This window comes from Nocardia carnea, from assembly GCF_029869215.1.
Taxonomy (GTDB): domain Bacteria; phylum Actinomycetota; class Actinomycetes; order Mycobacteriales; family Mycobacteriaceae; genus Nocardia; species Nocardia carnea_B.
Window position 1 is genome coordinate 1 of record NZ_JARWPM010000081.1, and the last position, 13576, is coordinate 13576.

13 protein-coding genes are annotated in these 13576 nt (G+C 68.7%); 8 read left to right on the forward strand and 5 right to left on the reverse strand.

All coding sequences use genetic code 11. The features are described from left to right. Positions 1-194: 194 nt before the first annotated feature. Positions 195-1487, reverse strand: coding sequence for an acetyl-CoA C-acetyltransferase (locus QH276_RS04300; RefSeq protein ID WP_280400231.1), 1293 nt, complete (start codon positions 1485-1487; stop codon positions 195-197). 251 nt (positions 1488-1738) lie between these two features. Here QH276_RS04300 and QH276_RS04305 point away from each other — a divergent pair, with 251 nt between their 5' ends. Continuing rightward, positions 1739-3097: a 3-oxoacyl-ACP reductase gene (locus tag QH276_RS04305; RefSeq protein ID WP_280400232.1), complete on the forward strand. Its 1359-nt coding sequence runs from the start codon at positions 1739-1741 to the stop codon at positions 3095-3097. Further along, a complete protein-coding gene (locus tag QH276_RS04310) occupies positions 3097-3963 on the forward strand; it encodes a MaoC family dehydratase (RefSeq protein ID WP_280400241.1) in 867 nt (288 codons plus the stop codon). Before QH276_RS04305 ends, QH276_RS04310 begins: the two co-directional genes overlap by 1 nt. Before the next feature lie 247 nt (positions 3964-4210). On the opposite strand, the gene QH276_RS04315 is transcribed toward QH276_RS04310, so the two are convergent. Continuing rightward, the gene (locus QH276_RS04315; RefSeq protein WP_280400233.1) at positions 4211-5404 is read right to left on the reverse strand and encodes a cytochrome P450; all 1194 of its coding nucleotides are present in this window, start codon (positions 5402-5404) and stop codon (positions 4211-4213) included. Positions 5405-5523: 119 nt separating this feature from the next. On the opposite strand from QH276_RS04315, the gene QH276_RS04320 reads away from it, so the two are divergent. Together QH276_RS04320 and QH276_RS35480 are read left to right on the forward strand one after the other, a co-directional pair. Further along, entirely contained in the window at positions 5524-6144 is a 621-nt protein-coding gene (locus QH276_RS04320) for a TetR/AcrR family transcriptional regulator (protein WP_280400234.1), read from the forward strand. 34 nt (positions 6145-6178) lie between these two features. After that, complete coding sequence (locus tag QH276_RS35480) at positions 6179-6463, forward strand: DUF4288 domain-containing protein (protein ID WP_432278675.1); 285 nt, start codon at positions 6179-6181, stop codon at positions 6461-6463. A 34-nt stretch (positions 6464-6497) separates the two neighbouring features. On the opposite strand, the gene QH276_RS04325 is transcribed toward QH276_RS35480, so the two are convergent. Next, a complete protein-coding gene (locus tag QH276_RS04325; RefSeq protein ID WP_280400235.1) occupies positions 6498-7676 on the reverse strand; it encodes a DUF3068 domain-containing protein in 1179 nt (392 codons plus the stop codon). 357 nt (positions 7677-8033) lie between these two features. On the opposite strand from QH276_RS04325, the gene QH276_RS04330 reads away from it, so the two are divergent. Then, positions 8034-9185 (forward strand): acyltransferase family protein, encoded by a 1152-nt coding sequence (locus QH276_RS04330; RefSeq protein ID WP_280400242.1) that lies wholly within the window; start codon positions 8034-8036, stop codon positions 9183-9185. Between the two features lie 26 nt (positions 9186-9211). Here the strand turns inward: QH276_RS04330 and QH276_RS04335 are convergent, their stop codons facing one another. Together QH276_RS04335 and QH276_RS04340 are read right to left on the reverse strand one after the other, a co-directional pair. Then, positions 9212-9835 carry a TetR/AcrR family transcriptional regulator gene (locus QH276_RS04335; protein ID WP_280400236.1) on the reverse strand — a complete coding sequence of 208 codons (624 nt, stop codon included), beginning with the start codon at positions 9833-9835 and terminating at the stop codon, positions 9212-9214. A gap of 185 nt (positions 9836-10020) precedes the next feature. Next, positions 10021-11184, reverse strand: coding sequence for a glycoside hydrolase family 3 N-terminal domain-containing protein (locus QH276_RS04340; RefSeq protein ID WP_280400237.1), 1164 nt, complete (start codon positions 11182-11184; stop codon positions 10021-10023). 102 nt (positions 11185-11286) lie between these two features. On the opposite strand from QH276_RS04340, the gene QH276_RS04345 reads away from it, so the two are divergent. From QH276_RS04345 to QH276_RS04355, 3 genes are all read left to right on the forward strand, one after another. Beyond that, on the forward strand, positions 11287-11799 hold the full coding sequence (locus QH276_RS04345) for a universal stress protein (protein WP_280400238.1): 513 nt from the start codon (positions 11287-11289) through the stop codon (positions 11797-11799). A 163-nt stretch (positions 11800-11962) separates the two neighbouring features. Further along, entirely contained in the window at positions 11963-13051 is a 1089-nt protein-coding gene (locus QH276_RS04350) for an isochorismate synthase (protein ID WP_280400239.1), read from the forward strand. Positions 13052-13252: 201 nt separating this feature from the next. Next, positions 13253-13423 carry a DUF2613 domain-containing protein gene (locus QH276_RS04355; protein ID WP_280400240.1) on the forward strand — a complete coding sequence of 57 codons (171 nt, stop codon included), beginning with the start codon at positions 13253-13255 and terminating at the stop codon, positions 13421-13423. The last annotated feature ends 153 nt before the right edge of the window (positions 13424-13576 follow it).

Below are 13576 nucleotides of genomic sequence, written 5' to 3' on the forward strand. Positions count from 1 at the left end.
GGTCGGGCAATCGGGGGGGGGGGGGGGGGGGGGGGGGGCCGCGGGCGGGGGGGGGGGGTGGGGGTGGGGGGCGGGGGCCCCCCGCGCGGGGGCGCCCCCCCGCGCCCCGCGCATAGGTGGGTGGGGGGGGGGGTGTTAACCTCCCCCCCCGGGGGCCCCCCCACCCCCGCGCCGCCGGAGGCGGCGCCAGAAATTCAGCGTTCGATGATGGCGACGACGCCCTGGCCGCCCGCGGCGCAGATGGAGATGAGCGCGCGACCCGAGCCCTTTTCGGCCAGCATCTTCGCCGTCTGGGCGACGATGCGCCCGCCGGTGGCGGCGAAGGGGTGCCCGGCGGCGAGCGAGGAGCCGTTCACGTTCAGCTTGGTGCGGTCGATCGGGCCGAGGGCGCCGTCGAGACCCAGCCGCTCCTTGCAGTACTGGTCCGACTCCCAGGCCTGCAGAGTGGCCAGCACCACCGAGGCGAACGCCTCGTGGATTTCGTAGTAGTCGAAATCCTGCAGCGTCAGGCCGTTGCGGGCGAGCATCCGCGGCACCGCGTAGGTGGGCGCCATCAGCAGGCCGTCGGGGCCGTGGATGTAATCGACAGCCGCGACCTCGCTGTCCACCAGATGCGCGAGCACCGGCAGGCTGCGTTCGGCGGCCCATTCCTCGCTGGACAGCAGGACGGCGGAGGCGCCGTCGGTGAGCGGGGTCGAGTTACCGGCCGTCATGGTGGCATCGCCGAGCTTCACACCGAAGACGGGTTTCAGGGTGGCGAGTTTCTCGATCGACGAATTCGGGCGCAGGTTGTCGTCGCGGGTGAGCCCGAGGAAGGGGGTGACCAGATCGTCGAAGAAGCCGCGTTCGTAGGCGGCGGCCATGTTCTTGTGCGAAAGGTAGGCCAGTTCGTCCTGCGCTTCGCGGGCGATACCGAATTCCTTGGCCGTGATCGCCGCGTGCTCGCCCATGGACAGGCCGGTGCGCGGTTCGGCGTTGCGCGGGATCTCGATGCCGATCATCCCGGGGCGCAGCTGGCCGACCAGTTTGAGGCGTTCGGCGTTGGTGCGGGCGCGGTTGGCCTTCAGCATCCATTCGCGCATCCGCTCGCTGACCCCGATCGGGGCGTCGGAGGTGGTGTCTGTGCCGCCGCCGATGCCGGCCTCGATGCGGCCGGCCGCGATCGCGTCGCCGACGGTGACCACGGCCTGCAGGCCGGTACCGCAGGCCAGCTGCAGATCGTGGGCCGGGGTATAGGGGCTGAGGGTGCTGCCGAGCACGCTCTCGCGGATCATGCCGTGTTCGCCGACGCGTTTGAGGACGGCGCCGCCGGCGACCATGCCCAGGCGTTCACCTTGCAGACCGAAACGGCTCACCAGACCGTCGAGGGTCGCGGTGAACATGTCCTGGTTGGAGGCCTGGGCGTAGGCCTTGTCGGAACGGGCGAACGGAATGCGGTTGCCGCCGAGGATGGCGACCGGTCGAGTCGAACGGGGTGTGGTGGTCACTCGGGTCTCCCAGGTTGTCGAGTTGGCGAGAGGGTCGGGTGTTTGCGGCCCCGGAGCCGCGGTACCCGGCCGCGGCGGCCGACGCCCGCCCGCGATCGGTTTACGATAAACTTACTCTGGAGTAAGTTCAATGTCGACACCGGCCGGGGCGCCGCCGGTCAGGGCGTGGCCGGCCGCCGTGGGGCACCTCACGGGCGGGCCGGTGAACGGCCGGTACGACACACAACCGAGCAACAGAAAAGGTGGGAACAGTGGCAGCCAAGAGCAAGGGCGCACCCAACCTCTACGGATCGTTCGTCAACTCCGCGCCGGGCGGGTTCCTCGCGAACAAGCTGGGCCTGCCGAAGCCGGAGAAGCTGCGGCGCTACGTCCCCGGCGAACCGCCGCTGCCGGGGCCGGTACTGCTGGGCGGTAAGGGTCGGGTGGCCGACCCCCTGCGCACACTTCTCTCCGGTGACTACACCTTCGCCGATTCGCTGACCTCGGGCACCAAGTACGGCGCCCTGGTATTCGACGCGACCGGTCTCAACAGCATCGACGACCTCGCCCAGCTGTTCCAGTTCTTCCAGCCGGCCATGCGCAGCATCGCGCCGTCGGGCCGGGTGCTGGTCATCGGCACCACCCCGGAACTCGCCGGTTCGGTGGAAGGCCAGATCGCGCAGCGGGCGCTCGAGGGTTTCACCCGCTCGGTGGGTAAGGAACTGCTGCGCGGCGCGACCTCGCAGCTGGTCTACCTGCATCCCGAGGCGGGCCCGGCGGCCACCGGCCTGGAATCGACCGTGCGGTTCCTGCTGTCCGCCAAATCCGCGTTCGTCGACGGCCAGGTGATCCGCGTCGGTAAGGACGACGCGACCGCCCCGGCCGATTGGAACCGCCCGCTCGACGGCAAGGTCGCCGTGGTGACCGGTGCCGCACGCGGTATCGGCGCGACCATCGCCGAGGTCTTCGCCCGCGACGGCGCCACCGTGATCGTCGCCGATATCCCGGCCGCCGGTGAGGCCCTGGCCGAGACCGCGAACAAGGTCGGCGGCACCGCGCTGGCACTGGATGTCACCGCGCCCGACGCTGCGGAACGGCTCGCCGAATTCGCCACCGAACGCTTCGGCGGTATCGACATCATCGTGCACAACGCCGGCATCACCCGCGACAAGCTGCTGGCGAATATGGACGAGGGCCGCTGGAACGCCGTGCTGAACGTCAACCTCGCCGCGCCGCACCGGATCACCGAAGGCCTGGTGGCCGCGGGTGCGCTGAAGGCGGGCGGCCGGGTGATCGACGTTTCCTCCATCGCCGGTATCGCGGGCAACCGCGGGCAGACCAACTACGGCGCTTCCAAGGCCGGCGTGATCGGCATGGTGAACGCCGAGGCACCCGCCCTGGCCGAGAAGGACATCACCATCAACGCCGTGGCCCCCGGTTTCATCGAAACCGCGATGACCGCCGCGATTCCGCTGGCCACCCGCGAGGGCGGGCGCCTGATGGCCTCGCTCAACCAGGGCGGGCAGACCGTGGACGTCGCCGAAACCATCGCCTACTTCGCCAGCCCGGCATCGAACGCGGTGAACGGCAATATCGTCCGCGTCTGCGGCCAGAGCATGATCGGCGCGTGATGACCGAGACCATCACCCTCGACGCACCCCCGAAGAACGGCAGCCTCTACGTGAAGGCGGCCCTGGGCGCGGTCCCGCTGCCGTTCGTCGCCGGCCGGAAACCGGCGATCCCGGACCGCGAGGTCCGGCTCGAGGGCCTGCGGGTCGATCCGGACCATCTGGCCGCCTACTGCCGGGCAACCGGGCTACGGTTCGGTGACACGCTCCCGCTGACCTACCCGTTCGTCATCACCTTCCCGATGGTGATGAAACTGGTGGTGCAGCGCGATTTCCCGTTCGTCGCGGTGGGCGCGGTGCACGCGGAGAACCTCATCGAACGCACCCGCGATATCTCGGTGAGCGAACCGCTCGATATCACCGCCCATATCGAGAACCTCCGCGAGCACCCCAAGGGGCTGCTGGTGGACGCGATCAGCGAGATCCGGGTGGGCCGGGAACTGGTGTGGCGCCAGGTCACCACCTTCCTGCACCAGCAGAAAACGTCGCTGTCGGGCGGGCCGAAACCCGAACCGAAACCGGAAGAGGTCCCGCCGCCCCCGCTGCGGACCATGAAGGTGGATCAGCAGACGATCACCCGGTACGCGAACGCCTCCGGCGACCAGAACCCGATCCACACCTCCGCATTGGGCGCCAAAGCATTCGGTTTCCCGCGCGCCATCGCCCACGGAATGTGGTCGGCGGCGGCCATCCTGTCCACGCTGGAGGGCCGGATCCCGGGCAGCACCACCTATGCGGTGAAGTTCGGTAAACCCGTCCTGCTTCCCTCGACGGTGAACGTGTACGCGGACCAGGTGCCGGAGGGCTGGGACCTGGCCTTGCGACACCCGAAGAAGGGGTACCCACACCTCACCGCGACCCTGCGCTGAACCGTGCCGTAGCCGGATGCAAGAGGCCGAATCCCCGCCCCGCCAGATTTCGAGGCGGGGGTTCGTTTGCCGCTGCAAAGAGGCGGAATTGTATGCAATGCAATATCCGGCAGGCCGGCGCGACCACGGTTCGGCCTGGTGGCTGCCGCCCGATCGAGCCGAGGGACAGCTGAGGCGCCGCCGGAGAACTTCGCCCCATGGTCATGGGCGACCTGTTCGGCATCGACGTGGTCTTGACGTGGAGCATTCACCAGGTGACCTGGACGGCGATCGGTCCGGTGTCGGCGTGGCTGCGGGTCCATTCGATGTCGTGGACGTTCCCGTGCAGCCTCAGTCTCGGAAGCCGGAACGCCAGCGCCTGTAGTGCGATGCCGATTTCGAGACGGGCCAGGGCGGCGCCGAGACAGTGGTGGGGACCGCGGCCGAACGCCATATGACGCCCGGCCTGCTCGGGTGCCGCGTTGCGGTTCGGGTCGAAGATATCGGGCTCGGGGAAGTGGGCGGGATCGCGGTTGGCCGCGCCGAGCCGGGCGAGGACCATGTCACCGGCTCGGACCCGTCTTCCGGCCAGCTCTACATCCTCGTGCGCCCAGCGCGGGAATGCCTCACCGATCTGGCCGATCTGCAAGCGGATGACCTCCTCGACGACCGCCTCCAACTCGGCCGCTGTGCATTCGCCGAGCGTGGCCAGTCTGCCTTCGGCGACAAGCTGTAGTACTCCGACCGAGATCGCATTGGTGGCCGTCAGGTAGCCGGAGGCGAGGATCGTCAAGGTCAGCGTGGTCAGTTCGTAGTCGTCGAGTCGCCCGTCGCTGCTGTCGCCGGCCGCGATGAGCGTGCTGAGCAGATCGTTGCCGAGCTGTCCTCGTTTGGCGGCGATCACCGTACCGACGTAGCCGGCGAATTCCGCCCATGCCTGCTCGGCGGACCGGCCGGCGCCGTCGGCGAGGAAGTCGGCCCGGCCGGCGGCGTCGGCGAGTTCCCGGAAGCGGTCCCGTTCCGTGATCTCGACTCCCAGTAGTTCAGTGATCACAGCGATGGACAGCGGGGCGGCGAATCCTGCTACCAGGTCGGCTGGTTTCCCGGAGGCAGTCAGCACGGTGAGCTGTTCATCGGCCAGCTGTTGCACGCGTGGCCTCAGCGCCTCGATCCGGCGGGAAGTGAACGCCTTACCGACCAGACGACGCAAGCGTTGATGTGGGGCGCCGTCCTGCAGCAGCGTGGCACCGCCGGTCGATATCTCACCTGGCGCGACAACCCCGAAACGGGGGTCACCCAAGACCGTTGCGACCGCCTCGTAGGACGTGACCAGCCAGGCAGGCTTCCCCTCGGAGGTGGTCACCGCGGCCACGGGCTCGCGGCTGCGCAACTCCGCGTAAGCCGGCGGTGGCTCCAGCGGCTCGGGGCGCTCGAAGGGGAGGTTTCGCGTCGAATCCGACATGGTGACACCTTTCGCCTGAGGCACTGCCGGACGGCAGGCCGAATTTCACATTGCAGTCGTATTGTAAAGATCATCGGAGGCCGTTGTCCAATACAACTGCAATGTGAAAATATGTGGTCATGCCAAAGCGGGTCGACCACCACGAACGCCGGACCGCGATCGCCGACGCTCTCCTACGGGTGGCCGCCGACCGCGGCGTGGAGGCGGTGAGCCTGCGTCACGTAGCGGCCGAGGCCGGAGTATCGACCGGGATGGTTCAGCACTACTTCCGCACCAAAGAAGAGATGCTGCTCTTCGCATTGGAGGCGGTCAGCGAACGCACCCACACCCGCCTCAGCAGCGAAGCAGCCGACCTCGGCCGGTCGCCCACCCCGGGCGCGTTCGTCCGCGCCCTGCTCGTCCAACAGCTCCCCTTCGATGAAACGCGACGCATCGAGGGCCGCGTCGCGCTCGCCTTCTACGCCTACACCGCGCGCCATCCCGCCATCGCCGAGAAACTGAATGAAGCCAACGCCCAACTCGGCACCTACATCGCCGATCTCATTCGCCGCGCGCAAGCAACAGGAGAGGCACCCACCCATCTCGACCCGGACCTCACCTCATCCGCACTGCTCGCTCTTGTCGAAGGGCTCGGCGTCCGGGCCGCTGTAGAACACCACCCACCCGGCGACGCGCTGACCGTGCTCGACGCCCACCTACAGACCGTGTTCGGGCCGACAACGTCCCCTGCCCCTCGATGACGGCTACACCGCTGCACAGGGAAGACACGACCCTTTGTACGCGGAATCCGAAGAGGAAGCGCGTGAGCTTGCCGAGAAGCATTTCCGGAGCGACGAGCGGACCTACAAGAATGAAGCCGGCTCCACCGTCACCGTCACTCCCACCACAGTGGTCGACGTCGCAACAGCGTTGATCGACGATTTGTCCGTAGGCGGTGACCTGTGTATTCACGTCACGTCCGCGACTTCGAGGCCTACTCGAGGCGGGAGCCGATACTCGACGACCGAGTCGCCGGCAACGAGAAAGCTCCCCGGACGTCAGGTCCGGGGAGCTTCGTGACGACTCGGCCTCGGCGTGGCCCTCTCGGCTGGGCCTAGAGGTTCTTCGGCATCTTGATGGTTTCCGTCGGGGCGTCCGCGCCACTGCTGCGGGGCAGGGTGGTGGTCGGGGCGTCCGAACCGGCGGGCGCCGGTGCCGGGCCGCCGGGGCGGCCGCCGGAGGGGCCCGCGGTGCGGACCGGGCGGCCGGAGCCGCCGCCCATGACGCCGAGGACGATACCGGCGATCAGGGCGATGACGCCGACGATGCCGAAGACGATCGGCAGGATGCGGCCGAACAGCGAGAGCTGGTCGATATTGTCCTTGGCCACCGCGAGCTGCGATTCCACGGTGTCGGTGTCGAAGACCATGTTCGCCTTGAGCGCCTGCACCTCGGGCTTGTCGGCGGAGCGGCCGTAGAAGATGTTCAGCTGCTCACCACCCTTGACGATGGTGCCGGTCTGCGGCTCCACCCACACATCGCGGACGTTGCTGTAGAAGCGCGACATGGTGACCGGCTCCTCGCCGCCCTCGACGCCCCATTTGGCGGCGGGCAGGCTGAGCTTGTTGGTCGGCGCGTTGGAGACCTTGGACAGATCGGTGACCGGGACGTTCTGCCGGAAGTGGTAGACCTTCGTGCCGTTGATCTCGGTCTCTTCCTGGAACTCCATATCGGTGGTAGTCCGGGCGAGCACGTCGAAGTACGGGTAGGTCTTCTTCTCGGTACCGATCGGGAACCGGTACTGCAGACCGGTGCGGTGCACCGGCTCGGCGATGCTCTCGCCCTTGGTGTTGGTGGTCATCGCGATCGAACCGTTGGGGTCGGTGGCGACGGGCTCACCGGTCACCCGGTCGATGGTGACGCGGTCGACGTAGGCCGTCAGCACACCGGTATCGCCCGATTTGTCGATCCGGCGCAGGGTGTTACCGGCCTGGATCGTCATCTCGTCGGCGTTGGAGGGATCTTCGACGGTGAGGAAACGCTGGGAGACGAGCGGAACGTTCTCGTTGATCTCGGCCGTGCGCCCCTCTGCCGTCAGCGAGGACGAGTCCAGTACCAGGGCTTCCTGGTCCTTCTGGCTGACCGCGACGGTGGTGATCTCGAGATCGAGGGGAGTTTTGGCCATTTTGCCGACGGTGTAGGTAGGGATCATCAGCGCGGCAACGATCAGCAACGCGCCGAGACCCACGAGCACGCAGGCAACCGTCCTTCTGGTTCCGGCACTCAGTGCCATGCAAAGTCTCCTCGTCGTAGAACACAGGTCGTTCCGCGGGTACAGCGGGGCGCCGCGGCACTCGTGAGCCCTGACACTAACAGCCACATCGGTATGTGGGCGCTGGCGAGGCCGGAATCGGACCCGAATCGGCAGGAGTTTAGCGCGCATTGTGAAATACCGCCTTCCCCACGCCGCGGCGGTCCGGGCAGACTGGGGACCGATGATGCGATACCTCCGCCACCGCTTCGGCCTCCGCGAACCGCAGGAATCGGTTCCGCAGGAGGTACGGTGACTGCCACTCCGGCCACGACCCCGGAAGCACAGCCGGTCCCCGGCACGGCTGCGCCCAGCGTTGCCGCGGGGGCGCCCGGTGACATGGCGGCGCCGGCCGCGCGTCAACGGTCCTTTCTCCCCGCGCTCGAGGGGATGCGCGGGCTGGCGGCGCTCGGCGTGCTGCTCACCCACGTCGCGTTCCAGACCGGGGCCACCGGTATCCCGGTGCTCGGCCGGCTGCTGGAACGTTTCGATATGGCGGTCGCGGTGTTCTTCGCGCTGTCGGGCTTCCTGCTGTGGCGGCCGCACGCGCTGGCCGCACGCGGTCTCGGCGACGCCCCGACAGTGGGCTACTACCTGCGGCATCGGATCGCGCGGATCGTGCCCGCCTACTGGGTGGTGGTGTTCGCGGTGCTCATCCTGGTGCCCGCCGCCTCCGATACCGCCGGGCTGCAGGTGTGGTTCTCCAACCTGCTGCTCCTGCAGGTGTTCATCCCGCTGACCCTGACCGATGGGCTCACCCAGATGTGGAGCCTGTCCGTGGAAGTGGCCTTCTATCTGGTGCTGCCGCTGCTCGCCTGGCTGTTGCACGGCCTGCGCGGCCGGGCGGCCGCGGTCCGCGTGCCGACCGTGCTGACGCTCGGTCTGGTCTTCCTGAGCTGGAACTTCATTCCGGTCCCGACACCGGACGCCATCCACGCCGACAACTGGCTGCCCGCTTACATCCCGTGGTTCGCGGGCGGCATGCTGCTGGCCGAACTCCTCTGCGACGACCGTTGGACACGGTGGCGGCGGATCCTGGGCAACCAGCCCCTCATGTGGTCGATCGCGGCCGCGGCCTTCGTGGCCTCGGCGACCGATCTGGGCGGGGTCGCTGGCTTGACCCGGGCGGAACCGTGGCAGTACGCGGCCAAAATGGGCCTGGGCGCGGTGATCGGCTTCGCGCTGCTGGCACCGCTGGTGCTGGGCCCGGCCGGGAAACGGCACCGCTGGCTCACCTCGGCGCCCGCGGCGACGGTGGGGCGCTGGTCCTACGGCATCTTCATCTGGCATCTGGCCGTGCTGTCGGTGATCTTCCCGGTATTCGGGATCCTGCCGTTCCACGGCGATTTCCTGAAGGTGCTCGTCCTTACTATCGCGTTCACCCTGCCGATCGCCGCGGCGAGTCACGCACTCGTGGAAGAACCGTGCCGGCAGTGGGCACGCCGCCTCGACCGGCCGCGACCGGCGCAGGAGCAGAGCTCGCGCGGGTAAACGCCGCGGCGCAGTGGGCCGGGCGGCTATTCGCCCTGGTCGGCCCGCTCGGCCGCTTCGGGTTTGCGGCCGGACAGACCACGCCAGGCAAGCTGATCCAGCAGATCCACCGCCTCGGCCACATCGATCCGGCCGGAGGCGACGGTATCGGCGATCGCTTCCCCGGCCCCGATCACCGCGACCGCGACGATATCGAAATTGGTGCCCGGTTCGGCGTGCTTGGCGCTGGACTCCAGCAGTTTGGCGGTGAGTTCGATAACCCGTTCGCGGGCGTTCTCGATCTCCGAGGCGAACGCCTGCTGGCCGAGTGCCTGGCGGTAGAGCACCTGCCAGGAGTTGCGGTGGCGATCGACGAACCCGAGGAACCCCTCGAGCGCGGTGCGCAACTGTTCGTGCGGGCTGAGCAGCGGATTACCGGCCGGGGCGACAGATTCGATGAACCGCATCCCTTCGCGCTGGATACAGGCGCGGAAGAGTTCGTCCTTGGAGCCGTAGTAGAGGTACAGCATCGGTTTGGAGATTTCGGCCTCGGCGGCGATGGCATCCATGGAAGTCTCGTGGAAGCCTTTGCGCGAGAAGACTTCGACCGCGGCATCGAGCATCTGCTGCTCGCGCACCGCCCTCGGAAGTCTTTTCGTACCGCCCGCCATCACGTTCTCCTACCGCAGTGAGCCCTTTATATTACTCCAAAGTAAGTTCACCGGGCCGGGAACTATTCCGGGGCGGCGCAGGTGCGCCGCGCGCGAGATCAGGACTTACCCCCCGAACCCCGGGCCGATCAGACCGGCACGGTACCGGGCACCCCGCGGCGCCCGGCACCCGAGTCTCCCAGTGGTCAGCAGGCGCGGGGAATCCGCTTGTAGTCGGCCATCCGCAGGACCGAGGCATCCACCCGGTCCATCGGCAACCGGCCCGCGGCCACCGCGTCCTCCAACCGATCCAGCACCTGACCGACAGCGTCGGTGCTGATCCACAGCGCGTTGTCGGCACCGGCCACCAGGGTGGCCTCGACCGCCTCCTCGATCGACAGGCGATCGGTGATCGCGGCCATACCGCTGAGGTCGTCGGTGAAGATCACGCCGTCGAACGGTGCGGCGCCGTAGCCGGAACCCTCGCGCAGCAGAGACATCACCTCGGGGCTGATGCTCGCCGGAACACCGGGTGTGGTCAGTCCGGGCACGTCCAGATGGCCGACCATCACCGCCGAACCACTGCCGATCAGTTCCCGGAAGGGCACCAGATCCCGATCGATCAGCTCCGGCAGCGGCGCCACCTGTACCGCGCCCAGATGGGAATCGCCGGTACCGGCGCCGTGGCCCGGGAAATGTTTGAGCACGGTCCCCAGCCCGACCTCGTGCATGGCCCGGATATAGGCGTCGGCGTAGTCGGTGACCACGGCCGGGTCGTCGGAGAAGGAGCGGTCACCGATCACCGAATCGTCGGGCTGGGAGCTCACATCGATATCGGGCGCGAAATCGACCGTGATGCCGAGATCGCGCATGGCACGGGCGCGTTCCAGCGTGGCGGTGTAGAACTCGTCGGCGGTCATCGTCTCCGCGGTGTCGCGGGCCGAGGGGGCCGTTCCGATGAGATCGCTCAGCCGGGACACCCGGCCGCCCTCTTCGTCGGTGGTGACCATGAGCGGCACCTTCGCCGCCTCCGTCACCTGCTGCAGGCCACCGTCGGACAGCATCGACAGATCGGTCCAGCTGCCGATGAAGATGCCGCCGACCTGATGGTCGCGCACCACGCTCAGCGCGTCGTCGGTCCCGGTGACCCCCACCGTGAGCAGCTGCGCCAGCTTCTCCCGGGTACTGAACTGCCCCAGGTACTCGGCGGCACAATCGGAGCCGGTGGTGGGCGCGGGCGCGGCGCCTGTCGCGGCCTCCGGCGAGCGCGCACCCGGTGTCGGCGTCGCGGACCCGCCACCGTCACCGCCCGAACAACCGGTAACGATCATGGCGAGCACCGCGAGCAGCACGAACGGCATCTTCCGCATCGTTGCACGGTATCCCGCCGGCCCGCGGTGGCAAAGCTCGGCCGGGTATCGGGACAGGGGTAATCTGGATTCATCCGTCAGGACTCCGCCACGGAGGTCGCCATGCCCTGCGATCTGATGCTCATCGCCTACGACGGTTCCGAACACGCCAAACGCGCGATCGAATACGCCGGACGCTTCCTCTCCGCCGACCGGGCGGTGGTGCTGACCGCCTGGGAACCGATGGTCCGCCAGGCGGCGCGAATATCGGGAATCTCCGGGATGGTGCAACCCGAATGGGTGCCCGACGAAGATATGGAAGATATCGCCTATACAACGGCGAAGGAGATCAACGCCGAAGGCGTGCACCTGGCCGGGCTGGCGGGTTTGAACGCCGAGGCCCGCACCCACGAATTCGCCGGCAGTGTGTGGCACGCGATCGTCGAGGTCGCCGACGAACTCGATGTGGACATCATCGTCGCGGGCACCCGCGGCGCCACCGGACTACGCGCCTTGGTGCACAGCAGCGTGGCCGACGCGGTGCTCAAACACTGTCACCGCCCGGTCTTCCTGGTGCCCCCGGTACAGCGCGACCGCAGCCGCGCGAACGGACACAACCAGCGCGCCGAAACCTGATCGGCCGCACAGACGGCAACGGCGACGACCGATCGGCGACCCGGTGTCGCACGGTGGCGACGGCACACGATCGCGATATCGAGCTGCTGCCGGAATCGATCGGCGCCCGCTGCGCCCAGCGTGGACATAGAGGCCCGCCGTGCTGTGACGTTACGGTCGGAGCATGACCGGGTTCCTGCTGGCACGGCCGGACGGCGTGGTGCGCGCGAGGGGTATACGCACCGATTACCGCGACCCGTGGGAGGCGGCCGAGGCGCTGCACCGGGGCGCGGGGGTGATCGCCGGCGCACTGCCGTTCGACCCTCGCCGTCCGGCCGCGCTGGCCGAACCCGCCGAATTCACGCATACCGCCGGATCGTGGCGACCGGCCGCGCTGCCCGCCCTGCCCCGGATCCACGTGGCGCGCGAGCAGCCCTCCCCCGGCGAACATCGCGCCCGCGTGGCGCGGCTGGTCGGAATCCTCGGCGATCCGGGGCAGCCGCTCCGGAAAGTGGTGGCCGCGCGCTCGGTACTGGCGACCGCGGAGGCCGGGCTGGACACCGAAGTCGTCGCCGGCTATCTATCGACCGCGCATCCGCGCGCGAATGTCTTCGCCGTGGACCTCACGCCCGCCGGACATACCGGCGCGACGCTGGTGGGCGCGAGCCCCGAGACCCTGGTCCAGCGAACCGGTACCGCGGTCACGCTGCATCCGCTGGCCGGCACGCTGCCCCGGCTACCCGATCCCGCGGCGGACACAGCGCAGGCGGACCGGCTGGCGGCGGATACGAAGAACCGTGCCGAGCACGCGTTCGTGGTCGACTGGATCACCGAACGGCTGCGCCCCGTCTGCACCCGGCTGACCGTGCCCCCGCGCGCACAACTGGTGAGCACCCGCGAGGTCTGGCATCTCGGCACCCCGATCCACGGAGTCCTGCGCGAGCCGGCGCCCAGCGCGCTCGAACTCGCTCTGCTGCTGCACCCGACCCCGGCGGTCTGCGGTACCCCCACCGCGCAGGCGCTGGAATACATCACCACGCACGAAGAGGACCGGGGTTTCTACGGCGGCGCGGTGGGGTGGTGCGATGCGCACGGCGACGGGAGCTGGGTGGTCGCCATCCGGAGCGCGGAACTGTCCGCCGACGGGCTGTCGCTGCGCGCCTACGCCGGCGGCGGCATCGTCGCGACCTCGGATCCGCAATCGGAGCTCGAGGAGACCACCACGAAACTACGTACCCTGCTCGGCGCGCTACAGGTGGACACGACGAAGTAGAGGTGTGTCCCCAGGCGGGCCCGCGCTGCCGCCGGGTCGTTCAGCGCCGGGGCGCAGCACCGCGCCGCCGGCCGGACGCGGCGCGGCGTGGCCGGCGTGGCCGTACCCGGTAGGGTGAAACGCCGGACTGTACGTTTCGGGACTGCCGTGGTCCTGCTAGGTTGGCCCGGATACTGCCTGCGTCGAGTTTGGAGTGCTGCGATGAAGTTTGCTGTCCCCGGTATTGCGAGTGCGGTGGGCGGTGCCCTGCTGGGCGCGATCGCGGTTTTCGCCATCACCGCCGCGCTGCAGCAGAACACCCGGCCGGACGTGGACCGCAGCGGTAATGCGGACAGTTCGCTGCTGAACAGCGTCGAATACGGCAAGCGCTGAGACACTTCCCGACCCCGCCACGTGCCCCCCCCGGTGTAGCGGGGGGGGCGGGGCACGCCAGGCCCCCCGGGGCCGGCCCGGGCGCATACCCCCGGACAACTCGCGCGGGCCCGCATTCGGCCCCCCGGCCCCCCCCCCCGCGCCGGATTGGGG